A 26,450-nucleotide genomic window follows, 5' to 3' on the forward strand; every position below is an offset into this window, starting at 1 on the left:
AAGGGGAAATTGTCGATGAAAGTTGTCAAAAGCGTTTCTGCTTCACTTGTTTTGACCACGGCTGCGGTTGCTGTTCTTGCGGGGTGTACCTCCTCTACCAATGAAACGAAAGCAGGTACCACGGAAAAGCCGTCCATCAACATCTTTACGACAAGAATTCAGCCTAATCCCAATTCAGAAGTTATTAAGCAGCTGAATGAAAAGCTTGGCGTTGATCTGAAAATCACAGCTGTGCCCGATGCAGATTATGACACGAAGCTGAATTTGTTCGTTGCGTCCGGTGAGATGCCGGATGTGTACGGGGGCTATATTACAAGCAGCAAAGCGCTGTTTGATTCGGCTGCAACTTTGACGGAGGACGAAGTCAAGCAATACGCGCCCAACATCTATGCGTCATTTGTTAGCAGAGTCGGCAGTCAAAAAAGCCACATCCTCGATCTATGGTCGAGAGATGGCAAGCTGAAGGGCTTTAACAACGGGGCACTCGGCAACTCCTTGCCTTATGGCGTCGCCATTCGTTCCGACATTTTGCAAGCACTTGGGGTGAGTATGCCCAAAACGATTGCCGATTGGGATACGGTGCTCAAAAAGTATAAGGAAAAATATCCGAACAATTATCCGATAACGGTTCAAAACGGCGGAGAAGCGCAGGCGATGTATTACTTCTTGTCCGCTTATGGTGTACGGCGTGATGCTTGGATCTATAAAGATAACCAAATTCAATATGCGCCCTTCATGCCCGGTATGAGAGAAGCGCTGATTCAGCTTAACAAATGGTATAAGGCTGGGTACATCAATCCGGAGTACTACACGATGTATCAGAATACATCGGCGCCTATCGACGAATTTGTCAATAACAACGCGCTCTTTTACCAATATTACAATACGACGCTCCAGATCAACCCGCCATTTGATGAAGGAAGTATCGGTGCCAAGCTAACAGCGAAATATCCGAATGCGAAGCTGGAATGGGCGCCATTCCCGACGTCTGGAGACGGGGGCAAGGCGATTGTCGCCAACGCGCCGATGTTTACCAATATTGTCTTCTTTAATAAGAAGCTGGAGAAAGATCGCGACAAGCTGCATAAAATTATGACGGCCTGGGATACCATTTTTGGCGATGCGGAGACGTTTACACTGGCCAAGTATGGATTGAAAGATACGCACTATACGCTTGTTAATAATTCGCCTGTAACCAAACAGGAATTCTCAACGAATGAGGCCAAGGCCAAAGAAGGATTCGGCTGGCCGTTTATGGGCGCTTTTGACGCCACGGATGATGTGAATGCGAAAGTGCTTCCTGCTTTTATCAAAGAGAACAGACAGAAGCTGCTGTTTGACGACAATGGGCTGTACAGCAAGAAAAAGGTGGATTACCTCGTGACGACGGATAAACCGACGGTAGAAGGCCCGATTACCACGGAATCTGGCGAGAATCTGGATGGCAAAAATCAAACGTATGCGACACAATGGAACACCATGTTCACATCAGTCATCGTTGGCGAGAAGACGATTAATGATTTTGATGCTTTTATTGCGGACTGGAAAAAACAGCTCGGCGATGAGTTAGTCAAGAACGCGAACAGACTGTATAACAAAAAGTAAGGAGAATTAACAGGCTATGCTGAATGAAAAACAGACAGAGCGCATGCTCGGGAAGCTCAAGCGATTCGAGAAAACGATTGAGCCTTACATTTTCACCACAGTAGACACTTTGGATGTAGAGATTTACCGGACTCCAGAAAGATTGCACCGCATACCGGAGAGCCACTTGTTCGTCCAGACCAGTTCAGGGGAAGTATGGGGCGGTGAAGGGAATTATTGTTGGCTGAAAGGAACCTACAAGGTCAAGCAGGAGCTGGATCAGATGACTTTGTTCCTGAAACCGCATGTCGGAGGACATGAGACGCTTCTCTGGGTAAACGGATCGCCTTCAGGAACATTTACTTTAAGCCATGGGAATCACTACTGCGATTTGCTGAAGTCGAATGTGCAAGGCGGTGAACGCATCGAGGTTGCGCTGGAGTCTTATGCGGGGCATTTCTCAGCAGCCAGCCAACCGTTGGCGGAATCTCCGCGCTCCGACTTCCTGCACAAGTATGAATCCGTCGACATTTGTGTAAAAAACCATCAGATGGCCGATTTTTACTTCGACCTGAAAACCTTTAACCAAATGGCCGGTGCATTGGATCAACATAGTTTTGTTAGGGCCAATATTATTAAAACGTTAACGCAAATCCATGAAATTCTCTATTATTCCCCTGATAATATTGAGGCCAGCATATTTGTGGAGGCTGTTGCGCAATCCAGCAAGCTCATTAAAACATTATATAAATACAAGAATACCTCCTTGGCTCCGATTGCAGCGGTCATTGGGCATTCCCATATGGATACGGCATGGCGTTGGACGATTGAAGAAACCGTTAAAAAGTGTGCGCGTACGTATGCCAATCAGATTAGTTTAATGGAGCAGTATCCGGAATACAAATTCGTACAAAGTTCCGCTTATCATGGAAAAATGATGTTGGAGCACTATCCCGAGTTGTTTGAAAAAATCAAAGCTGCGGTTAAAGACGGCAGGTATGAACCGAATGGCGCCGTATGGATTGAATGCGACGGCAATCTGGTCGGCGGGGAAATGATGCTGCGTCAGTTCGTATGGGGGCAGCGATTTACACGGGAGCATTTCGACTATACGTCAAATTGCTTCTGGCTGCCGGATACGTTCGGGTACAGTCCTTCCATTCCTCAAATTATGAAGGGGTGCGGGGTCGATTATTTCCTGACGACCAAGATGTCGTGGAACGACACGAACAAGTTTCCTTACGATACCTTTTATTGGCAGGGATTGGATGGGACGAGAGTGTTAACGCATCTAAATAAAACCCACCTGTGGCCTGATCCGGAAACTTGCATTGACTCCGTGATGGACGGTCACCGTTCCAAAGATGCCATCACGGATAAACGGGTGTCCAACATGCGTCTATTAGCCTATGGTTATGGCGATGGTGGCGGTGGGCCGCAATTCGAAATGATTGAAATGGCGCGCAGATGCAGCGATTTGGAAGGCTGTCCGAGAGTCGAGACGATGTTTGTTGGTGATTTCATGCAAAGATTGGAGCAGTCCCTTACAAGCCCTCCCGTATATGCGGGTGAATTGTATCTCGAGCTTCATCGGGGTACGCTGACGAATCAGCATACGATCAAACGCAATAACCGTTTATCCGAAATCCGACTGCATGACTTGGAATACCTTACGGTTAGAGATGCGGTGAATCGTGATGTGATATGTCGAGATACCGATATCAGGCCGCTTGTGGAGACACTATTGATCAACCAATTTCATGATATTTTACCGGGAACATCCATTCCTGACGTGCATGACCGGAGTATCTCGGAAACGACGTATATCATTCAGCAAGCGGATCAATTAATTCAACAGGTTGTGCCTGCTGAACCTATAGACAACAAAGTTTCGGTTGTTAACACTTTAGCATTCGATCGCAACGATACGATCTATTTGGATGCTGTGGATGGCTGTGTGATCCAAGGGGATTATGCTCAGCAACGGGTAACCGATCTGTGGGGCCGCAAACAGCTCGCTGTCGCGGGTGTAACGATCAAAGCCTTATCTTCTGCGGTGCTGGAGCGGGTGAAAGGCGAATTGAATGAACGATCCTGCTTTCATTATGAGAACCATACGCTGGATACGCCATTCTACAAAGTGGTTTTCGACGAAAAGAGCTATATCAAATCGATGATCGATAAGGGTTTGAATAGGGAGCTCAGAGGAGACGGCTATGCTCTGAATACGCTGCTCATGGCGGAGGATGTGCCGACCGCTTGGGACAGTTGGGACATTGATGCGGATATTGAGCTGAAGTTCAAGGATAACGCTGAACTGCTCTCAAGTGAAATCGTCTCCGATGGGCTCGTGGAATTTAGAATCCGCAATCATTATAAGTTGACCGCCAAATCGAGCTTGCAGCAGGACGTCATTTTCTACAGCAACAGCAAGCAAGTGAAGTTCGAGACGTTGATGAATTGGCAGGACGATCACAGATTGCTCAAGACCGTATTTGATACGACTGTATTTGCTGACTTTGCAAGACAGGAACTGCAATTCGGTTACATCAAGCGGCCAACGACCCGGAATACGGATATTGAAAAAGCCAAGTTTGAGGTGTGCAATCATAAATACACCGATTTGTCCGAAACCAGGTACGGCGTCACCCTGTTAAACGACTGCAAATACGGCATATCCGTCCATCAATCCCAGCTTGGACTCACGCTTCATAAAGGCGGCTGCCGGCCGGATTTCAGGGGGGATAAGGGCGAACACAGCTGCTCCTATGCGTTCCTGCCGCATGACAGCGGATTTGATGCGGATTCTGTCATCAAGCCCGCTTATGCGTTCAATTATAAGCCGATTATCGTTCCGGGCGCGTGCAGCTTCGAATCTTTTATTCGCGTAAGTGAACCGAATATTATGATTGAAACAATCAAGCCGTGCGAGGATAACGATAAGGCTTATATCATCAGGATGTATGAGGCAGAGGGGACTTATACCAACTCGACTCTGACGTTTGCGAATGGTATGGTCAAGGCTGCTGTAACCAACATGTTGGAAGAAGACACGGAGAATCTGGAAACAAAGAACGTGATCGCGCTTAGTTTCAAGCCATTTGAAATTAAAACAGTCAAGATCAGCTATTAATGTGAAGCGACTCGAAAAAAAAATCTGCCGGAGCTGCACGGCAGATTTTTTTTCATTCACGGCCGTCCATAAATTGTTTTGGACTTTTGCCGGTCAATTTCTTGAACGTTCGGCTGAAATGCTCAGGGGAGGTGTAGCCTACTTTTTCACAAATTTCATAGATTTTCAGGTTGGATGACTTGATAAATTCAATCGCCTTGGTGATGCGAGTATGGGCCAAATAATCGGTGAAAGTGGTGTCGCGTTTCTCTGAAAACAGGCGGCTAAGATAGCTGCTGTTAATGTTGAACTTGTTGGCAACGGATTGCAGGCTAATATCGTGCATATAGTTTTCTTCCACATAGTGTTTCACCTGATTGATCATGGAATTCTCGCCATTGTGGGCCTTTACGACGGCAATTACAGAGGATAGCCATTTGTTGAGCGAGTCCAGATCGCCGTAAAACTTTAAATGCTCTTCGTACTTGTTGCTTAGCTCGCGCAACTCGCCATAGAGACCGTTCTGCATCGCGAAGTCCATGAGAACAAAATGATATTTCATGTAGAGCTCTTTGATAGCACGAATATGGCTGGCACTTACGTTTTGAGGCGGAATGATAACACTGTGGATTTCCGGTTTGCGCTTGTCAAATAGGATGGCACTCAGCTGCTCCTTTAAGATGGAAACTTGCTGTCGGCTGTCGATCGCAAGTGGCGGCGTTTCTTCAAACTGCACCGTAAAGGGAATGATAGAACCGTTGCCTGCAACAAAACAATAATCGACGGACAGCCTTGCCTCATGAAGGAGCTGAGGAAGCGAGAAGAAATCGAAAGAAACACGGCTGACCCCGAGATTGATCCGGAACCCGCTTGGGCGAAATGCGCCAAAGGCGCGCCTTACATGCTGCATGATGCTGGCCTCGGATTCCTGCGGGGCATAGAGCATAAGAATTAAATACTCGAATGGCGACGTCTGAATGATTTCAACCTGCGCTTGACGGCTGAAAGCAAGGATCTCCTCGTTAGGTGAGAGGCATTCCGAGATGGCCTTTTTCATAGATGCTTCAGGTGTAGAAGCATGAGCGTCAAGCTTGTTTAATCTCAGCAGAAGCAAGGTTAGGCGTCTTTTTTCATTATTGCCCATCAATTCCTTCAAGGTGCTGATATCGTTTGTTGTCAGATTTTCCGCTGCAAGCCGGCTTAATAGCGTTTCTTTCATCAATTCTTTGCTGGAGACAGCCGGCAATTTCGGGTGATCGTTCAACCGCAGATTGGACAGCGTATGATGGATATGGTCTTCCGTCATTTCAGACTTCAATAAATAATCTTTGGCACCAAGAAGAAAGGCTTCTTTTACTAAATGAAATTCGTTAAAAGCGCTGATCACAAGAAAAGTAATATGTTCTCTAATCGCCAGAGTATTTTTAATCAATTGAAGTCCGTCCATGATCGGCATTCTTAAATCCGTAATGACCAGGTCTACGTTGTTGCCTTGCTTTATCCAATCATAAGCATCCTGACCGTTAAAGAACTCGCCTGCCAGATGAAGTGACAGGTCATCCCAATGGATCATGTTCTTAAGCATCTGTCTTACGTAAGGCTCGTCGTCAACAATAATGGCATTCATGGTTGGTTGGTACCTCCTTCGCTAATGAAATGGGCATGGGCATCTTCTATATTGTCCAGCACGGGAAGAATAATTTTGACATTTGTGAAGAAACCGGCCTCGCTCTCGATCTCGATGCCATAGGGTTCCCCATATTGGAGCCTGATTCTTTTATGAATATTAACGAAGCCTATGCGCAGTGAATCTGAAGAAATCGTTGATGGATGAACGAGCAGATTGTCTACGATTTGGCTGGCGATACCAATCCCGTTATCGCGAACGGCAAGAATCAGGGTCGTGCTATTTTTCAAAAAGGAGGAAAGGGTAATGTTGGCTTTGACGCCCGTGTTCAAATTGTGATTCAAGCCATGCATGATAGAGTTTTCTACTATGGGCTGTAGAATCATATGCGGTACTAGCAAATGCGCTGTTTGCTCTTCTATCTGGTACTCAACGTTTAATTGATGATCGTATCTCAGCTGCTGCAAAGAGATGTAGTCCTTAATATTTTGTATTTCCTCTCTTAATGCAATCACGTTGCTAGGATGACTGAGGGTATTTCTGAGCAGACGGCTTAACGTAACCAGCATCGTGGCTGTGATTTCATCCTTATGTTTCATTGCGGAAAAGCGTATGGAATTAATGGTGTTGTATAAAAAATGCGGGTTGATCTGATATTTAAGCATATCAATCTCGGATTTACGTTTTTGGCGTTCGATTTCAATCGTTTGTCTGAATAAGTGGTCGATACGTTCCACCATTTGATTGAATCCGCTTGCAATTTCGCTGATTTCGTTTTTGGAATTGGGGATGACGGTCATTTTCACATTCATTTCTCCGACCTTTTTCATCGCATTGGCCAGACGTTTGATAGGAAGCAGAATCTCATTAGAAATAATAAATGAAAACAGAAACATGAGGATCAGCAAGGCAGCTGCAAGAATGGTGGAAAAAAGAATGATGGCCGAAGAAGCTTCCGTTACATGGCTCGAAGATGACAACTGGACGATGCGCCAATTCGTAACGTTCGATATGTTTTGTAAAATGAAAAATTTATCGATGTATGTGATGTTGTTCGGGTCTTGATCGAGTGGGAGTTTTTGCGTCATTAAGGCAGTTTGCTGATCGCTGATGGGGAGAGCAGTATCGTTTCCGGCAATAATCGTGTTGTCTGTATCCAAGACGCGAATGATGCTATCCGCAAATCGAAGCTTATTGTTTAAGAGATCGTTCATTTTCTGCTGATTAACCAAAAGGATAACCTGGCAAAGGATCTCGGACGGATTATTGCCCATAATGTTATAAATGTTTTTGGTGATGACGGAATAGTTGCCTTCGAAAGAGCCGAAGGGAGTAGGCTGATTGCTAAACCAACGCATGGCGGGACTGGCTTCGGTGCTGGCAATGATGGGATTATGTTTGAATTCATTCGTAACGGAGACAAAAGATTTGTAGCTGTAGACGACGCGTCCGTCGATCATCACCATGGCAGCAGAAATGACATCATCCGTTGCAAACAAGCTCTTAAATTGCGGATCAAGGTTCGTCGTGACGATGTATTTGGCATGTTGAATATCCCCTTGCTTGATATCACTTAACGCAGGGAGAACGAAATTATAGAACGTGGACGAATTCGAAAGAATGTCCATATACTTCTGAAATCGGATATACAGTGCGTCGAGGGAAGCCTGACTTTGCCGCATATCAAATGAAATGGTGTTGACCAGCTCTTTTTGCGCGTTGGTTTTGATGGTGTAGTACGAATAATAGGAAAGCGCCAAAAGCGGAATGACGGCAAGAAAAAGATAGTATAAAAAGAATTGATTTTGAATTTTTGTTTTCATTGGAATCAACCCCATCGATAAGTTCTATACCCAATGTACAACGTATTTCTTTATTCGTAAAGGAGCTCAGTATTGAGCCCTTAATCATAGGAGGAAGATGAGAAATGGAAAATATGACAAAGAAACAGCATCCTTATTTATATTTTAATCAAAATTGGGTTGCGCATTTTCGGGTTCAACTGCAAGAGGATGAGAACCTGCGGAGGGAATGGCAGGCTTATGTGGCCAAGGCGGATGGTCTTCTGGAAAATTCTTTTACAGATGAAGTGGAAGCTGACGGGGTGGATTCCCAGCATGGCAAGTATGGGCCTCCGAGCGAGCAAGTGGCCAAGATGGGCACCATGCTTGGGTTGGTGTATCAGGTAACGGGGCAGCGGCATTATGCAGAAAAACTAAAGGAAGCGCTCCTTCATTACAGCACCTATCAGAAATGGCACGGTAAAGGCCTGCTGAAGAACGATCCACCGTGGCATTCGGAGTTAAATACGTCCCGATTCTGCCATGGTTTTGCTGTCGGCTACGACTACATCTACGAGTTGCTGAACACGGAAGAGCGTGAGACGATTCGCCGTTCCTTGCTTGATCTTGGCGTTCTGCCGACACTGAAGGATTGGGTATTTGCCGATACCCGTATTCATACGCTTGATTCCATGGGCCATAATTGGTGGGCTGTGATGATTGGACTGGCGGGAGTCGGCGTGCTTTCCGTCATCGATGAGGAACCTGAAGCGAGCGTTTGGCTCGATGAAATCATTCGCATTTTCCCTGAATACTTTTTGTATAAAGGCAGTGTTCTTGGCAATAAAAGTTTGAATTACGACGAAGCTGGGGCATTCTACGAAAGTCTCAACTATGCCGATTATGGCCTGTATGAATATCTGGTCTTCAGGTTGGCTTATCAACATGCTTTCGGTTATACGATTTTTTCCGATATCCCTGTGCTCGCGAAGGCTGGAGACTTCTTCCTGCATACGACTTATCCTGCCTCCGAACGGCCGATGACCGTTAATTTCGGTGACGGTTATATGTATACAGGTGCCGTGCACGCTGCAAAGATGCTGCTGGCGAACGGGCTCGACGATCCACGTTTGCGCTGGTATTTGAAAGAATGGCAAGCAGAGTATGGATTTTATGATTTTATCCAGCAGGATCGTATTTGGCAGGGGGAATCGAGACCACCATCTCCTGCAGAGACATCCGTGATCTACGAGGGTATCGGCTGGGCGACGATGCGCGATGGTTGGGAGAAGGACGGCACGTTGCTGGCGGTGAAGTCCGGCTTTACCTGGAACCATGCTCATGCGGATGCGGGTTCTTTTGTTCTCTATCATAAAGGGCGGCCTCTCTTGATTGACTCCGGTAACTGCTCCTACGAGAGACCTGAGTATGTTGATTACTATGCTCAGAGCGAAGCGCATAATGTTGTGCTGTTTAACGGTGAGGGGCAGCTGCGGTCGGATATGCCCCGTGGCGTGAAGGAGCCTGGACACGTGTATCATTTGGTTCATCACGCCGGTCTCCGTTATGTGTACGCTGACGCAACCGGACCTATGTCGATGCATTTCTCAAGAAATTTTCGTCATTTTCTCTGGGTCGATGGTGTCATCGTCATCTTGGACGACATTCGGGCGCACGAGAAAGGCCATTTGCAATGGCTGCTTCACTACGAAGGGGAAACCTGCATGGTGGAAAACGGTCCATTGCGTATCACGAACGGCGATGCGAGTGTGATCGTTAAGCATCTATTCCCGCAGCAACTGACTCTGAAGCAAAAGGAAGGCATGGCGGATCATGCCCCTGATACAAAGGTGACATATTTGTCATACGAAACCTGTGAGCTCGTTCATGAGGCTAAATTTATAACGGCTGTAATCCCCATGGAACCGGAGCAGCCGCTTCCCGAAGTGACCGCCCTGGAGGGACATGAAATGCTTGGTGTACGCATCCGATCAGGCGGCAAGCAAACGGATATCTACTGGAACTTGCGGGCAGATGGCCGAGTCATGCATCAGAATTGCATCCGCAAGTTGAATGGATGGGAGACGGATGCCTATCTGATCGCCGTAACTCGACCTGAAGGTGCGAATGAGGACGACTGGACGAATGTCGAGCGCTGTTTTATCGGGTATGGGAGCGTTCTTCGCCATAGCGGACATACGCTATTTGCCTCGATGTCCAGAGCGACGGTTTGCATGGAACTAAGCGCTGAGGAGGTTTCGGTTTCCCTGCAAGGCCAACCTTACATTCGTGCAGAGATACGGCCTGCCATGATGCCGCAGCGCTCAACGGCTAAGGGGTGTGCCGAGGTGGTCTCCGAAGACAACGGAGTCATTGTCATTCGTCAATCGACCGCTTTGGCGACGCGACGTCCTGGTTAATAACAACAGTAAAAATGCATCAATTTTTGTAAAGAAACATCATTTAATTAAGCTTAGGAGAGCGATATAGTAAATAAAGGAAGTGAATGTAAGCGATTTCTCTAAAGGTCGAATGGGGGGATAAAGTGATAATGGATCCATAATCCGAATGAAGAAGCGGAAGGGAAGATTTATGCGGGTTCCTATTATGTTTTGCTAAAAAGCTTAATTAAAACAGGAGGTACATGGCATGAAGGCAAAAAAACTAATGGCTGTTCTCTTATCCATCATGTTGATACTGCCCATCACGATGATACAACCAGGTTCAGCTAAGGCTGCTAAAGACATTATGGATAACTACATTGTGCAGAAAATTATGGATAAAAGGGAGCTTAAGCCCTATACGTTAACCAATCCTACGCGGTATGGATTTGGATCGGGCTATATCAACACGATTGATTTCGATGTGTCGTCAGTAGCTCCAGCCAATCTAGCCGTGAGTTTGCAGCTCTATGTCGAGAATAATGATCATCCCGGCAATATCAATGATTTGATGAAAACAATCGGCGGCAACGGCCGATTTGAAGTGTCGGATAATCAAATCGGCGGGCATTACTTAATGTATAACTCCAAGGATTTGAAAAGAGCAGACGGCACAGAGATCCAACCGGGGTGGAATGACGTGTTGCTTCCATTTTCAGCCATGGGCAATGTTGCAGCAGTCGACCTGGCTCACATCCGGTTTTTCCGTTTAGAGTATTTTAACTTCACTGTTAAGCCAGACGCTTATGTCATTCGGATGAAAGATGTCAATATCGTGGATACGTCCCGTCCGGCCGTTCCGGTGCCACCGGTGCAATACGACACCACACCTCTAGTGGCTAATATCCCCTTCACCAAGACGTTTAACATTACCGGTGGCGGCAGTGCCGGAACTCCTACAGCCTCTTTTGCTGTCCAATTTCCACCAATTGACGCTTCACACCATGATATCAGAAAAGTTAAATTGGTCATGGATACCGAGATCGAAAACCTGACTCATCCTGGTAATATTACGGTGATGTCACAAGCTGCAGGCCAAGTTGAGCTTACGAGCAGCGGCCACAATGACGCCAATGAACTAGCCTTCAGTGTCGGATCGCTGAACTGGCAAAACGGCCAATCGAGCGCTTCCGCTATGTTGACTACCGGTGGCGCGACGGGCGGTACCATTGATTATTCAAAGATCAACTATATGCGCTTCTATATGACAAATTGGCCGACCACCTTTACTGACAATTTGGTGATCAAAATATCGAATGTCCGCTTAATCGATACGACCAATGACACCACACTGCCCACCTTCTTTAATGACGGCATGTTGTTCCAACAGAAGAAACCCATGAATATATGGGGTTATTCGGATGAGGGGAAGAATATAAAAGTTGAATTGTTTAAAGGTAATGAGACTACAGCCCTTGAAACGAAGACGGCCGTTGCTGCTGCTAACAGAAGATGGGATGTTGCTTTATCCCCCCGGGTCGGCAGCTATGACAGCTACAAAATTGTTGTCAGCGAAGGCAACACTGTCATTCAGACCATCAAAGATGTTGCCATAGGTGAATTATGGCTCGCGGGCGGTCAGTCCAATATGGCTTTAAATGTGGGTTCGGCGATGACAGGCGCTTCCGAAGTAGCCAACGCCAATAACCATAACATCCGTTTCTTCCTGGTTCCGGCTTACCCAGCGGGGCAAACGGGTGATCAGCCAATTGATCCAACGCCGGATATTGCCGGAGCGTATTGGGGCGCAGGCGATAGAGGCACCGAAGTCAACAAAGTTTCCGCAGCCGCCTATTTCATGGCAAAAAGTTTGCAGCCGAAGCTGAACGTTCCTGTGGGCGTGATCAGCGATGCAACCGGCGGTACCATCATTGAAGCATGGCTGCCCCGTACGGCTATTGAAGGCGACGCAGAAGTAAAAGCCGCTCTGATGAAACGCGGACTGTACTATGATGCCGACTGGTGGCCGACAGAAGCCAATAAAATGTCCATTTTGTACAATCAGAAAATCGGCCCTCTTGCCGGAACCAACATTGCTGGTACCATCTGGTATCAGGGTGAAAGCAACTCCAACCGCAGCGAAATTTATAATATCGAATTAAATCTGTTGAAAAAGAGTTGGAGCGAGGCGTTTGGTTTTGCAAACAACTCCATGCCGTTTATCGAAGCACAGGTTGCCCCGGACCAGTACGACATGGGTAGTACCAACCCGCAGCATCTCGGCTGGCTGGCTGAGAGTATGACCAAATCTTATTTGGCCAACGCAGACAAGAATATGACGCTCTTCCCGATCTACGACGTTCCGCTTACTCATGTGTTGAACGGGACTTCACCCGGTGCGATTCATCCACGTACGAAAGAACAGGTTGGCCAGCGGTTCGCCGATAGTGCCATGAGCTTGGTGTACGGTGCCAACGACCTGAAATCGGCTCCAATCTATAAGAGTATGACCGTTTCAGGGAATACCATCAACCTCACCTTTGACAATGTCGGGGAAGGCCTTAAATCCTATAACGGGATCTCCCTTCATGGTTTCAGCATTGCAGGTGCAGACCATGTCTATGTGACCGCCAACGCTGAAGTTACAGGTCCGAACACCGTTAAGGTTTGGAGCAATATGGTTGCTGATCCGAAGGATGTCATTTACGCGTTTGACAATTTCAATAACAATGCCAATCTGGTGGGTGCCGCCAAAGGAAGTTATTATATTCCGGTCAGCCCTTTCCGTACTACGGCATATGCAGATAGCACAAGTGCTCCAGATCCGAGTGTCACCTATTATACGGAGCAAGGCTGGATGTACGCAGACAAAGACGAGTGGGTCGTCGACCAAAACGATACTACGATTAATTCCTTCGGATTCCATCCATCTTGGAAGTCAGGGATTGTAAACACCACATCAGCGGTTACCTATGGTTATTCTTCCTCTTTGAAGCTGGAAGGTGCTTCGGCATTGCAGGTCAACTATACCGGTGCTGCTGGTAAAGTGATCGGCATCAGCCCGATACTGACCTATGACAGCCTGAAATTTAAAGCCGGCAATTATAACTATTTGTCCGTCAATGTCCGTAACGCCAATGAAAACGCTACCAAAATAGCCCTGCAATTCGTAAGTGGTGGCAAGACGTATACGGCAGCTGTCGCCGAAACGGGCTTAAATGAAAAAAGCGTTGCCAAAGACAACAAATATGCGACTGTCACCTTTAATCTGCGTAAATTGTTTGACGGAACTCAAGTTGTAACCGATACCAAAACTTTGTTGAATGCCATTACCGATATGCAGTTCACCTTTACGGGTGTAACCGATGGCAGCCTGTATCTGGATAAAGTCATGGTTGGCGCCACGGCCGGTGTGAAGACCGATGCCGAGCTGACCGCTGCTAACCTGGCGTTTAATGCGGCTACGATGCGGACGCAGCTGCAAGCAACCTTTGTTGCAGATACCAGCCCATATACCGCTGCCTCCTTGGTCGCTTACAATGCTGCAAAATCGGCTGCAGACGCTTTGATTCAGGCAAACACCACCGATATTGTCAAACTGGGTCAGGCTATTGACAATGTTAATACGGCAAAAAGCGCTTTGGTTGTTAAGCCTGTCAGCAAAGATGAATTGCTCGCCGAGATGAACAAGAAGCCTACGGATTCCACTTCGTACATCACAGCTTCCTGGGATGCTTACATGACGAAATGGAATGCGGCTAAATCTGTGTACGACAACAATAATGCCACTATCGAGCAGATTGCTACCGCTACAACCGAGTTGGCAGCTGCATTTGGCAGCCTGGAAACCTCCTCGACTTTGCTTGAATTCGGCGAACCTGTCGTGGAACAAGGTGTGGCTTATGCCAAATACAACGGTAATCCTTCTTCTGAAGCGCAAACTTTCGTTGAAGAGTATAAAGGAGATACGGTTGGGCGCATTAATGCTCAAAAATATCTGTATGGTACTTTGAATGCAGATTCTCCCCTTCGAAGTGCTGAGGATGTTATTTTCACCATTCAGTATTATGATGTCGGGTCACAGAAACCTTTTCTAGAGCTGGGTCAAAAATCAACTGGAAACGCTTATAATAATAGGCACTTTATACAGCTCTATAATACGGGTGATCTGGTAACCCTGAAAATATATGTGACCGACGCCCAAATGAGGAAAGCGCAAAATGGAGGTGCCGATTTTAGGATTTTAGCTTCCGGTGGAGATTTTTATGTGAAAAGTATACGCGTGGAGAGTGGTAAGGAACCTGCCATTGATGAGACCCTTCCACCTGTATTTGCCGGGGAAACGGCAAGTAATACGATGATTGGAAAGACGGTTGCCGGTTATCAGATGTGGTTTACTGCCAATGATACCAATTCGGGTTGGGTGCATTGGAATTCCGGGACGAGACCTGGCGTTGGCCAGCTTAAATTTGAAAATTGGCCCGATGTAAGGGAGTATCCGGACAATGCTCTATTCCCTTCCAATTTCGATAACCTGGAAACCGGCGAACAAGCCAAGTTATTTACATCCAAGAATAAAGATGTGGTTGACTTGCATGTTTCTTGGTTACGTGATTATGGCATAGACGGGTTAGCGGTTCAGCGGTTTTATAGTTCAACAGAAGTGACGGAAAGTCCTATAAAAAATAATATAAACCTGGTTCAGGATGCAGCTGAAAAGTATAACAAACTATTTTATGTCATGTATGATTTGTCAGGATCTGGAAGTGTCAGAGAAGCTGCTGTAGACAGAATCAAAAAAGATTGGGTATACAATATAGAACGAAAAGGTATTGTAAGCTCAACCAGTTATGCCTATACAAATGGGAAACCGGTCGTTTGCTTATGGGGTCTTGCGGGAGATAACCCGTCCAGATATCCGAGTGCAAGTAATGCGCTCACACTTATTCATTGGTTCCAAGACAGAGGTTATTATGTGATCGGAGGGTTGCCTGATAATACATGGGCATCGGTAACCAATGATTATGCTGCGGTATATCAGTCCCTTGATATGGCATCTCCTTGGACGGTAGGACGGTTTAATGGCTCAGAGGACGCCAAAGCTTGGTGGGAGCGGACTGACCAACGATTGGAAAGAGAGATGGCGTATTGCGAGCAATACGGAATTGACTTCCAACCTGTTATTTTTCCAGGGTTTGCTTGGTCGAATCTGAGAAATGGTGTCAATTCGGCGCCGAATGAGATAGGCAGAGAAAGCGGAGATTTCATGTGGACGCAGGCGGCGCTTCTGAGAGAACATGGTTTAAGGACATCGTATATCGCCATGTTTGATGAATTTGATGAGGGTACATCCATCATTAAGGGCGCTGAAGATTCCTACGAGATCCCTAAAGGCGAGCAGTATTTGTATACACAAGCATCTGAAGGTACATGGCTGTCTTCCGATTTTTATTTGCGGTTGACGGGAGCTATTGCCGATATGAATAAACGTGACATTACGGAAAGCAATCCTGTTAGCTATGAGGTGCCGATTGAGGATTCGTTGGGTCCTGTGTATTGGCGGAACGGTTTTGAAAAACGCGTCGCTGCGGGCGGTGAACTAACGAACGTTGACGTAGGTATTTACAATCCCGGTGATGAAAATGAACGCGGAAATCCAAAAATTTTGAAGCGTCAGCACTCGGACCCCGCTTTAGACGCTTTTGCCATCGAGAAAGATACCTCTCATAGAGGCGCGTATTCCTTCCGATTCAGCGGCAAGTCGGAAAACGGTACCGAAAATACTCAGCTTTATGCTCGAATTGCGCCAACAAAAATAAAAGTTCAAAACAATTTGGAGCTTTCTTACTATATCCGGGCAGAAAATGACTTAGGTCGTTATGCTTTCATTGATCTGTTGTTTGACGACGGTACGCATTTAAGCGACAAGGCAGGATTTACCGGCAAAAGCGCAAAAGGTACCGTAGGTGAATGGGAAAAAATCTCTTATCATTTAGATTCATCCTTTATAGGAAAGACGATCGTAGCGGTTATTGCCGCATACGATCACACGGGAGATGGCGTTTATACGGCTTACATGGATGACATAACGATTCAAAACGAAGCGCCAACAACAACGCCGGTACTTAGTCAAGCGATGCTTGCGGTTAATGCGACATCACTTCAAGTAGGAACAACGGCTTTGGCACAGGTTACGGGTACGCTTAACAATGCAGCACCTGCGGATCTTACCGTAGCCACAGTTACGTACGGATCAAGCAACAGCGCGATAGTATCGGTTGATATGCAGGGGCATATCACGGCGGTAGCCGAAGGTACTGCTCAAATTACAGCTGAGGTAACGCTGGATGGTGTAACCGTGCAGACCAATGCTGTGACGATCACAGTGGCGAAGCCGCTGCCAACAACGCCGGTCCTGAGTCAAGCGACGCTCGCGGTTAACGCGACATCACTTCAAGTAGGTGCAGCAGCGTCAGCGGTGGTAACAGGTACGCTTAACAATGCAGCGCCTGCAGATCTTACCGTAGCCACAGTTACGTACGGATCAAGCAACAGCGCGGTAGTATCGGTTGATATGCAGGGGCATATCACCGGGGTAGCTGAAGGTACTGCTCAAATTACAGCTGGTGTTACTCTGAATGGCGTATCCGTGCAGACCAATCCTGTTACAATTACAGTGGTGAAGGCGGTGTCTCTAGGGGTTCCAGGTATGCCAGTCTTATCATCGAACAGTGGTGAAGCAATGGGATTAAGTGATGGCAACTACACAGTAACCATGAACATGTGGTGGGGCAATAACGGTACTTTATTTAAATTGTATGAAAATGGTACCCTCATCTCTACTCAATCGTTGAAGGATGCAGCTCCTGCGGCACAAGTGGCTAAGGTTGATGTGCATGGCAAACAGAACGGCACTTATACGTACACGAGCGAGCTCATTAGTCCATTCGGTACGACTACGAGCAATCCGCTTGTTGTCACCATCTCGAACGCATCGCCGGGTAAACCGGTGCTCTCCCAAGATAATTGGGACGGAGACGGCACCTTTCATATTGCTATGAACATGTGGTGGGGAACCAATGCGACCGAATACCGTTTATACGAAAATGGTGTGTTGCTCGAAACGAAATCACTGCAAGCCGCTACGCCTGGCGCTCAAAGTGCGGTGAGTGCAATTGCCGGACGTGGAGTTGGTACTTACGAGTACCGGAGTGAATTGGTCAATGCGAGCGGAGTAACCTCCAGTGACGTGCTAACGGTACGAGTAGAGAAATAAATGAAAGGCCTTATGCATCCGATAGGAGTGCATAGGGCCTTTTTGTAACTATTAGGCAGGAGCTTGTTTTGTTACATTGTCCTTCAAGTGAAAAATTGTATATGATAAATTGTAGAGAAATTAGATCCATATTTAGGAGGGATACAAAATAATGAAACGAAACAGATTAGGTGCTTCAGAGCTCATGGTAGGCGAAATAGGATTAGGTTGCATGTCGTTAGGCACAGATCGCCAGCAGGCCATTTCTATGATTCATGCAGCATTGGAACATGGGGTAAATTTTCTTGATACGGCTGATTTGTACGATGATGGTCTTAATGAAGAAATCGTAGGTTCAGCGATTCAAGGTCGCAATCGTGGCGAAATCATTATTGCCACAAAAGTCGGTAACAGACGAATTCCTGGCCAAGAGGGCTGGGTATGGGATGCCTCCAAAGCGTACATACTTTCCGCGGTTAAAGAAAGCTTGAGACGGCTGCGTACGGATTATATTGATTTATATCAATTGCATGGCGGTACACTTGAAGACCCGATCGACGAGACGATCGAAGCTTTTGAACAATTGAAACGAGAGGGAGTCATCCGCTATTATGGCATATCCTCAATTCGTCCAAATGTGATTCGAGAATATACAAATCGATCATCGATTATAAGCGTCATGAGTCAATATAGTTTATTAGATCGACGGCCGGAGGAAGAAGTGCTGCCTTGGCTTGCCGAACATTCAATCAGTATGATAGCCCGTGGTCCAGTGGCGAAAGGAATTCTGTCGAATAGGGGACGACGGCTTCAGGAAAATTACCTTGACTACACAGGAGACTCACTTAGCAGTCTGTATCCCAAATTACTGGATTCAGCCAATGTAAATGGCCGTAGTTTAAGTCAGCTTGCTATTCGCTACGTGCTATCGCATCCTGCTGTGGCTGTGACCATCCCAGGGGCTAGCTCTCTAGAGCAATTGTTGGAGAACATCGCCGTTGCAGAGGCTCCTCCCCTAAGGGAAGAAGAGATCATTTTGTTACAGAAGTTGACACGTTCAAATAGGTATGAGCAACATCGATAATTTGTATCTTCACACGAGTAGCTCCACAGTCCGCAGCTGTGAAGCTACTCGTGTTATTTATGCTGAATCCAAAGAGCGGATATAGGAAACTTTGGAACAAATACCGAGTATAACCAATATAGCGGTTTAAGTTGAGAGAATGAATAGGAGTGTGATCCAATGAGCTGGAAAAAAGCAGCCATTGCGGCTGTAGTTGGAGCGCAAGTCATTATGACATTTGCTTTCGACGCTTCAGCGGAAGGAGCAAATGTTGTTTGGAAGCCCATACCTAGTGTGCAGCCAGAGTTTCAGCACGAAATGTTCCCTTCGGAGGTCCCCGAATCAGGTAGAGTGCCTGCCGTTATTCAGTTATTGAGCAACATCCCTTATTATGACAAATACGAAGATTCCGGCGGTCCGCCTCAGGGCTATCTAGCTCCTCAGGAGGTGCAAGTAGTCAAGGCAGGCATGCCTTGGTCGGATGCGTATAATTGGTGGAAAGTCCACACCTGGCTTGGCGATAAGTGGATCAATGTGCCTACAAAAGCGTTAGACGTCGCTCCGCCGAAGCAAATATCGTTGCTGGACAATACGTTTATGTATGCTAACCCGGATACCAATTCACCATCAACGGGTTCATTGGCACCTCAGGATGTCGAGGTGGTGGCTGCTGCGAAAAGGTGGTTTGTTGCCGAAAATTTCGATTACAACACGTTGACATGGCTGCAGATTCATACGACCTGGCTCGGTGATCAATGGATTCAAATTCCTCTTAATCGCATTGGTACGCTGCGGAGCGTCGTCCCTGAGAAAGAATATTTCATGAACGTAAGCAGCATTCCGCAAGGTGTTGGGGAAATAACAGCGGAGTTCATTTCGCCATTCAACAGCACCAGCTATCGTGTAGAGACAAAGAGCGGAGTTCAGTGGATGTATTACCGAGGCGCGAGGGTTGAAGAGTCCCAAGAAAGCTTAGTCTTGTATACGCGAACAACGCTTTTTGCACAACCTGATTCCTATGGGGAAGAGGTGGCCATTCTTCAGCCTCAGAAAGTGGAAGTGTTCGAACTAATTAACAATAATCCATATGGGAACACACAGGATGAACCCATCTGGTATCATGTTCATACATCGGCAGGGGATGGTTGGGTGAATAAACAGTTTGCCGATCCGATGGATGCCAAACCGACAGACGTGGCCATAGAATTGAAATCCAATGCGGAGTTGATGAACTATCCCTCAGGTAACTGGTATAAATTCGCGCAAGCTTCACCTCAAATTGTACATCCAATTCGTTATTGGGATGATACCGTAGGGAACCGTTGGTACCAGATCGATTCTTATGTTGGGCTTGTCTGGTTGAAGTTAAATTCATATTCCGATCGAATTGTGACTGATGGCATTGATCCGGCTATAGACATGTCCTTCTACACTTTGTACTACAACAGTGCGAAGATTGATGGCGACGAGCTTAAGTTGCAAGATCGACAAGTGGGATATATACGTGATAATGCTTGGTATGTATCCATTCCCTTTTTATCCTGTAGCTTTTACAGACAGCACTCAGCAGCTCGCGGCCGACGCTTCACCTGAGTTAAGACCCAAGTTGACTATCGAAGAGATCGGAGCCCCACTGGCAGAGGCCATCCATGCCTATTCAAAATGGGTTGCACCCATTCAGTGGGATAGGGCTTTCTTCCAATACCAAGCTGCCAAACCGCTGAAGGTCGGGCAGAACCAGTTGCGGGCTAGACTTGAGATTGGCGGTAGGATTTTATGGCAGCAAGAATTTACGGTCATGAGGACGAAATAGATTGATGAGTGAAAGCCTTCATCCTTTTTGAGGAGGAAGGCTTTTTTGTATGTTTTGGGCTTGGGGTAAGCTAAGCCTTATTGATCGCAACGCGAATGAGCGTTTCGCGCTAAGTAATCATAGCGCGGCATTGGCGGCCTTGCGTCAAGTGACCATATAGCTCGGTATTGGCCGCCTTGCGTCAAGTGACCCAACTCGCTCAGCATGACTGCCTCGCACCAAGTGACCCATACCGCTCTGCATGACTGCCTCGCACAAGTGACCCATACCGCTCTGCATGACTGCCTCGCACAAGTGACCATACCGCTCGGCATTGGCCACCTTGCGTCAAGTGACCCAACTCGCTCAGCATGACTGCCTCGCACCAAGTGACCATACCGCTCAGTATTGGCCGCCTTGCGTCAAGTGACCTAACTCGCTCAGCAAGACTGCCTCGCACCAAGTGACCATACCGCTCAGCATGACTGCCTCGCACCAAGTGAACGTACCGCTCGGCATTGGCCGCCTTGCGTCAAGTGACCCAACTCGCTCAGCATGACTGCCTCGCACAAGTGAACATACCGCTCGGCATTGGCCGCCTTGCGTCAAGTGACCCAACTCGCTCAGCATGACTGCCTCGCACCAAGTGACCATACCACTTTGCATGAGCGCCATGTGCCACGGCCCCTCGCTACCATGTCTATGTTGTACGTTATACAACATAAAACAGCTTTAAAGCCCACCACCCCACTCTCCATTGCACTAAGTGCAATAATTTCAAGCAAAATAGCGTGAAAACCGCGCTATCCTGCTTTCCACGTTGTAATTTGTACAACGTGGAAGGAGCCAACGGCTGATCTGAGGCCCCTATGCTGCACAAAGTGCAACATAGGGATGACTGTGATCATGGGTTGATCTGTCATTCGACAGTTCTTTTATATTTGAAGTTAATTTTCATTCATTAAATGATTTCATCTGAGGAATCCCAGGAAGATTATAAAGTTCAGCTAATCTTGCAACTTTAAGAAGATCCCATCCGTCTATTATATAGGCTTAATTTTACTAATGTGGATGAAGGAGGTAAAAGTTGAATGATGAACATGGAACGAGATCTGCACGTAGATATTGCAATAATAGGCGGAGGAGTGGGAGGGTGCGCTGCAGCTCTAGCTGCCTGTAGGATGGGGAAAAATGTGTACATGACCGATGAATACGACTGGATTGGCGGTCAGTTGACGAGCCAGGCTGTGCCGCCTGACGAGCACAAATGGATCGAGCAATTCGGCTGTACACGAAGCTATCGCCAATTTCGCGACGAGGTCAGAGAGTACTACCGTCAACACTATCCGTTATCCGAGTATGGGCGTTCGGTGTACTATTTGAATCCAGGAAATGGTGGAGTAAGCCGGCTGTGCGCTGAACCACGTGTCACGCATGCCGTATTGCAGCAGATGCTCGCGCCGTTCGTTAACAGCGGAAAACTTACCATCCACACACGAAGTAAAATCGTAAAAGCGTGTAGACATGGCGACGAGATCCAAGCCGTTACAGTTAAACGCGAAAACGGAGAAAAGCTGACTGTTCACGCACCTTATTTTCTTGATGCAACAGAATGTGGGGACGTACTGCCACTTGCGGAAGTCGACTATGTAACTGGGGCAGAATCGAAGTCAGAAACAAACGAACCTCATGCCTTGGAGGGTCCCGCGGATCCTCATGATATCCAGGCTTTTACTTACTGCTTTGCGATGGACTATTTCGAAGGAGAGAATCATGTCATAGATAAACCTCATGATTACGAGTTCTGGCGTTCATTTCAGGCACCATTTTGGCCGAATCCGCAATTGAACTGGGTATCGCCTGATCCCAAGACGTTGGAACCAACGGAAGAAACGCTGTTTCCCGGTACGGATAAATACCCTTTGTTTATCTATCGCCGAATTGTGGATAAAGCGAACTTCGCGGCGGGGACATACACGTCGGACATTTCGTTAGTCAATTGGGCGCAGAACGATTACTTTCTTGGAAATGTTTATGATGTAACTGAACAGTTGGCCGAAAAGCATCTATATCAAGCGAAACAACTGAGCTTTTCTTTATTATATTGGCTGCAGACGGAAGCTCCTCGGCCTGACGGGGGAGTGGGCTATCCGGGGTTGAGGCTGCGTCCGGACGTCGTCGGGACCGCTGATGGTATGGCCCAGGCGCCGTATATTCGGGAATCCCGTAGAATCAAAGCGGAATTTACGGTTTTGGAACAGCACGTAAGCACAGCTATCCGAGGCGATCAAGGGGCAGTAGAGTTCCCTGACAGCGTAGGCATCGGATGTTACCGAATCGATTTGCATCCGAGTATGACGGGACGGAACTTCCTCGATATTTCTTCGTTGCCTTTTCAGATCCCATTAGGAAGTCTGATTCCCAAGAAGGTTACGAACTTGCTAGCTGCCTGTAAAAATATAGGAACAACCCACATTACCAATGGTTGCTACAGGCTTCATCCCGTTGAATGGAATATTGGGGAGTCTGCTGGCTATACGGCTGCCTTTTGTTTGAACCAAGGCATGACCCCAAGTGAGGTTCGCGCTGACGCAGCAAAGCTCAAAGAACTTCAAGCATTATTGACGGCGAACGGCATCGAACTGGCATGGCCTAAGATTGGAGCTGTATAAACAACCTATCAAAGATCAACTTGTTCTTAAAAAGGGGGCTTTTTATGGATCATAAAAAAAATTTGCTTTACGGGATAGTAGCTGGAGTACTCCTTCTTTTCTTAAATAATTCTATTGCTCTAAGTACAATAAAAAGTCTTTTCGATAGCATGCCAATTGCTTATATTACTGTTAGATGTATGATCTATATTCTATCTTTTATCGGTATTTTGACGATTGCTTTTTGTTCAATAGAATTGATAATAGAAGTACATAAATTCAGAAAGCAAAGATAAACTTGTCTGGTGACAAGAATAGGGTTACATTAAAAGTCGCATGTTATGCGGCTTTTTCGATTTATGCCCTCATTTCCCGAGGGATCGGACAAGGATTGATAGTTAGGTAATCTTGTTCAAGAGTCCCCAAACAAGTATACTTTAGTACGCAAAAGCGGTTATGTGAAAAAGTAAATTTTGGAGGTGAACCTAATGAAATTTATCGTCTCAGCTAGTGTAATTGTTCTCAACGAAAATAATGAAATTCTATTAATGCGAGGTCGACGTGGATGGGAAATGCCACAGGGATGTGTAGAAGAAGGGGAAACTATTCGGGAAGCTGCTATTCGAGAGGTGAAGGAAGAAACTGGAATCGAAGTTGAACTACTTAATTTCTGTGGATTGTACCAGAACCTAACACGCGGTGTGTGTAATAACATTTTACAGCTAAACCAGTTGGCGGTTCGTTAACAACAAGTAATGAGAGCGATGAGGTAGGTTACTTTTCATTGGAAGATGCACGGAGGTTGATAACTTGGGGGAATTTCATGGACAGAGTGGATATGGCTTTAAGCAAGCAAACTCATCCTTTTCTTATTGAATTTAAAGAATAATAGATTGAGAAGCACTGATATGAAATAGGTACATGGAACTTGCTTCCTCTTATACCCATCAATTACACTTTGAGGAGTAGCAATTCTATTAATTTTTATTAGAGTAATCGGTAACTACATTTTAGTATCACCAATGGTAAGAAAAGAAAGGGTGCCAACATTAATATGAAACTAACTTATTTACGCGGGGGCATTATTGCAATAATTGCAATCGCTGCACTAATCATAGGAATTAAGGCATTGTTAACGATTCAGAACATAAATCGCATTACTAATGTAGAGTTGGTTGGAGAGCAAACGATTTACGGAAAACCGGGCTCCCAAATGATCGTACGAATGGGAAAAACAGTGGCTGTGGCTACGGATAAAGAAGGTATTCCGGATCTGACTGCAGGTTTGGATCTTCAGCCAGGAACCTCGATTCCGGATAATCATTTGCTGTTTTTTCCTAAAACGACCCGAGGGCTCCAAGCCGATCTCCACACAGATAACGAGATTTGGATCACGGTTCGCGGAGGGTATACAGTTTATAATGAAAGTGGAAAGAAAATCAAACCCATTATTGAATGATTACATTATCTCTTTCCCGACGGAAGGTAGGGAAGAGATAGGTACAGTCTAACGTGGAACTATAACTTATAAACACACCAGTGGAGGTAGCCGATACAAAGCGGCTGCCTTTTTCACGCTAACGGGAGGTTAGCGCAATACATTCCATAAGTTGTGTTGAATATTTCCAATATTAACACAAAAAAAATGAGGTGCCTTCTTGTGAAATACTTCGAAGAGGCTAAGCATTTAAGGAAAACATATGTGCAAAAAGTAAGGTCAGAAATAACTTTGTGTGATTCGGTCGCTGTACTAGACATACCTTATATTCACTTTCGTTATATTTTTTGAATCACTACAGAATGAAACGGACTAGCGTAATTTCGAACGCTAGTCCGTTTCTGTTTGTTCATTATTCTCCTTATTAAGCTGCTTTCGCTCTACATGGGCCGCTCCCCATTGATGTAAGGCTTCCAGAATTGGAGACAGACTCATGCCGTATTCCGTGATGGAGTATTCCACTTTCGGTGGGATCTGCGGATAAATGACTCGTTTAACGAGCTCCTCCTCCTCCATTTCGCGCAGATGGAGCGTAAGCATCCTTTGCGTGATATCGGGCAGCAATCTTCTTAGCTCATTGAACCGCAGAGGTTTGCCTTGAAGCAAATGATAAAGGATAATAGGCTTCCACTTGCCTACGATCGAATCCAGCGCCGCAACGAATTGACATTGGACAGGGTTCTTTTGCATAAGTTGACCTCCGTTACAGTACCTTTTTTAATACTATACCACATTATTGTGCCTACTTTAAATAAGTAAGTGTATATTGTATGATCAATCTAGAAAGTGTACTCAAGTTGATTACAGAAAGGAAGTTTTGATTTATGGCAACTGTATTGTAGATCACCGCACATCCCCTTGATCCTCAGGAATCTTTTAGCCTCGCGGTAGGTAATGAATTTATTGAAGCTTACCGTGAAGCTAATCCAACAGATGAAGTTGTTTATTTGGACTTGTACAAAGAGAATATTCCGCAATTCGATGCAGATGTTTTGCGAGGCTGGGAAAAGCTTCGGTCGGGTTCGTCTTTCGATCAACTATCCGAAGCCGAGCAATTAAAAGTAGCTCGACTTGACGCGATTGTCAATCAATACGTGGCTGCCGATAAGTACGTGTATGTTTCCCCCATGTGGAATTTCTCGATCCCGCCGGTTTTGAAAGCATACACGGATGCGACTTCAATTCCGGGCAAGACGTTCAAATATACTAAAAATGGTCCTGAAGGTCTGTTGTCCGGTAAGAAAGCCATGCACATTCAAGCTAGCGGTTCCGTTTATTCGGAAGGTCCGCTTTCTGAAGTTGAAATGGGATACAGCTATCTGAAAAAAATTTTGCAGTTCTATGGGATTCAATCTATGGAGGCCATTTTTGTTGAAGGAACAGCATCATCAGAGCGAGCTCCAGCCATTAAAGAAGAGGCAATTGCTCGTGCTAAGGATGTTGCCACACGTTTCTAATAAGGGGAACTAGATACTTTAATTAAAAAAACAAGGAGGCAACTCAGATGAAACTTTCAGGGAACACGATACTGATCACTGGCGGAGGTTCTGGAATTGGTCTAGCTATTGCAGAGCGGTTTATCAAAGCTGGTGATACGGCCATTGTCTGCGGACGACGTGAAACTGTGTTCTGCAGGACGCCTTTGGATAATATGGGACGTAAATAGCTAACGTGTTGGGTAATAACTCTGCCAAGGCTGTAGATGC

15 protein-coding genes and 2 pseudogenes are annotated in these 26,450 nt (G+C 46.2%); 13 read left to right on the plus strand and 4 right to left on the minus strand.

Translation table 11 applies throughout. The features are described from left to right. The first annotated feature begins 15 nt into the window (after nt 1–15). Nucleotides 16–1,605: a hypothetical protein gene (locus ACKTT9_RS11540; RefSeq protein ID WP_407871662.1), complete on the plus strand. Its 1,590-nt coding sequence runs from the start codon at nt 16–18 to the stop codon at nt 1,603–1,605. 16 nt (nt 1,606–1,621) lie between these two features. Next, entirely contained in the window at nt 1,622–4,717 is a 3,096-nt protein-coding gene (locus ACKTT9_RS11545; protein ID WP_407871663.1) for an alpha-mannosidase, read from the plus strand. A 52-nt stretch (nt 4,718–4,769) separates the two neighbouring features. Here the strand turns inward: ACKTT9_RS11545 and ACKTT9_RS11550 are convergent, their stop codons facing one another. Both ACKTT9_RS11550 and ACKTT9_RS11555 read right to left on the minus strand, forming a co-directional pair. Further along, nucleotides 4,770–6,323 carry a helix-turn-helix domain-containing protein gene (locus ACKTT9_RS11550; RefSeq protein WP_407871664.1) on the minus strand — a complete coding sequence of 518 codons (1,554 nt, stop codon included), beginning with the start codon at nt 6,321–6,323 and terminating at the stop codon, nt 4,770–4,772. Further along, the gene (locus ACKTT9_RS11555) at nt 6,320–8,146 is read right to left on the minus strand and encodes a sensor histidine kinase (RefSeq protein ID WP_407871665.1); all 1,827 of its coding nucleotides are present in this window, start codon (nt 8,144–8,146) and stop codon (nt 6,320–6,322) included. Before ACKTT9_RS11555 ends, ACKTT9_RS11550 begins: the two co-directional genes overlap by 4 nt. Before the next feature lie 104 nt (nt 8,147–8,250). Here ACKTT9_RS11555 and ACKTT9_RS11560 point away from each other — a divergent pair, with 104 nt between their 5' ends. From ACKTT9_RS11560 to ACKTT9_RS11580, 5 genes are all read left to right on the plus strand, one after another. Further along, nucleotides 8,251–10,524 carry a heparinase II/III family protein gene (locus ACKTT9_RS11560; protein WP_407871666.1) on the plus strand — a complete coding sequence of 758 codons (2,274 nt, stop codon included), beginning with the start codon at nt 8,251–8,253 and terminating at the stop codon, nt 10,522–10,524. A 229-nt stretch (nt 10,525–10,753) separates the two neighbouring features. Further along, a complete protein-coding gene (locus ACKTT9_RS11565; RefSeq protein WP_407871667.1) occupies nt 10,754–17,761 on the plus strand; it encodes a sialate O-acetylesterase in 7,008 nt (2,335 codons plus the stop codon). 151 nt (nt 17,762–17,912) lie between these two features. Beyond that, nucleotides 17,913–18,824 (plus strand): aldo/keto reductase, encoded by a 912-nt coding sequence (locus ACKTT9_RS11570; protein ID WP_407871668.1) that lies wholly within the window; start codon nt 17,913–17,915, stop codon nt 18,822–18,824. A 159-nt stretch (nt 18,825–18,983) separates the two neighbouring features. Next, the gene (locus ACKTT9_RS11575) at nt 18,984–20,396 is read left to right on the plus strand and encodes a hypothetical protein (protein ID WP_407871669.1); all 1,413 of its coding nucleotides are present in this window, start codon (nt 18,984–18,986) and stop codon (nt 20,394–20,396) included. Between the two features lie 13 nt (nt 20,397–20,409). Continuing rightward, a complete protein-coding gene (locus ACKTT9_RS11580; RefSeq protein WP_407871670.1) occupies nt 20,410–20,616 on the plus strand; it encodes a hypothetical protein in 207 nt (68 codons plus the stop codon). A gap of 381 nt (nt 20,617–20,997) precedes the next feature. Here ACKTT9_RS11580 and ACKTT9_RS11585 read toward each other — a convergent pair whose 3' ends face one another. After that, nucleotides 20,998–21,270 carry a hypothetical protein gene (locus ACKTT9_RS11585; protein WP_407871671.1) on the minus strand — a complete coding sequence of 91 codons (273 nt, stop codon included), beginning with the start codon at nt 21,268–21,270 and terminating at the stop codon, nt 20,998–21,000. Between the two features lie 425 nt (nt 21,271–21,695). Here ACKTT9_RS11585 and ACKTT9_RS11590 point away from each other — a divergent pair, with 425 nt between their 5' ends. The 4 genes and pseudogenes from ACKTT9_RS11590 (at nt 21,696) to ACKTT9_RS11605 (ending at nt 24,705) form a co-directional block, all read left to right on the plus strand. Then, the gene (locus ACKTT9_RS11590) at nt 21,696–23,267 is read left to right on the plus strand and encodes an FAD-dependent oxidoreductase (protein ID WP_407873015.1); all 1,572 of its coding nucleotides are present in this window, start codon (nt 21,696–21,698) and stop codon (nt 23,265–23,267) included. Between the two features lie 44 nt (nt 23,268–23,311). Continuing rightward, nucleotides 23,312–23,542, plus strand: coding sequence for a hypothetical protein (locus ACKTT9_RS11595; protein ID WP_407871672.1), 231 nt, complete (start codon nt 23,312–23,314; stop codon nt 23,540–23,542). Nucleotides 23,543–23,734: 192 nt separating this feature from the next. Next, nucleotides 23,735–24,135 (plus strand): annotated as a pseudogene (locus ACKTT9_RS11600) (NUDIX hydrolase). Nucleotides 24,136–24,300: 165 nt separating this feature from the next. After that, entirely contained in the window at nt 24,301–24,705 is a 405-nt protein-coding gene (locus tag ACKTT9_RS11605; RefSeq protein WP_407871673.1) for a hypothetical protein, read from the plus strand. A 369-nt stretch (nt 24,706–25,074) separates the two neighbouring features. On the opposite strand, the gene ACKTT9_RS11610 is transcribed toward ACKTT9_RS11605, so the two are convergent. Continuing rightward, nucleotides 25,075–25,434, minus strand: a complete 360-nt coding sequence (locus ACKTT9_RS11610; RefSeq protein ID WP_157325075.1) for a helix-turn-helix domain-containing protein — start codon at nt 25,432–25,434, stop codon at nt 25,075–25,077. Between the two features lie 152 nt (nt 25,435–25,586). Here ACKTT9_RS11610 and ACKTT9_RS11615 point away from each other — a divergent pair, with 152 nt between their 5' ends. Together ACKTT9_RS11615 and ACKTT9_RS11620 are read left to right on the plus strand one after the other, a co-directional pair. Beyond that, nucleotides 25,587–26,201 (plus strand): NAD(P)H-dependent oxidoreductase, encoded by a 615-nt coding sequence (locus ACKTT9_RS11615; protein WP_407873016.1) that lies wholly within the window; start codon nt 25,587–25,589, stop codon nt 26,199–26,201. Between the two features lie 47 nt (nt 26,202–26,248). Continuing rightward, a pseudogene (locus ACKTT9_RS11620) lies at nt 26,249–26,371 on the plus strand (SDR family NAD(P)-dependent oxidoreductase); the annotation flags it as partial. Nucleotides 26,372–26,450: the final 79 nt, after the last annotated feature.

The organism is Paenibacillus sp. P36 (assembly GCF_045866505.1).
In the GTDB taxonomy this organism is placed as follows: domain Bacteria; phylum Bacillota; class Bacilli; order Paenibacillales; family NBRC-103111; genus Paenibacillus_E; species Paenibacillus_E chondroitinus.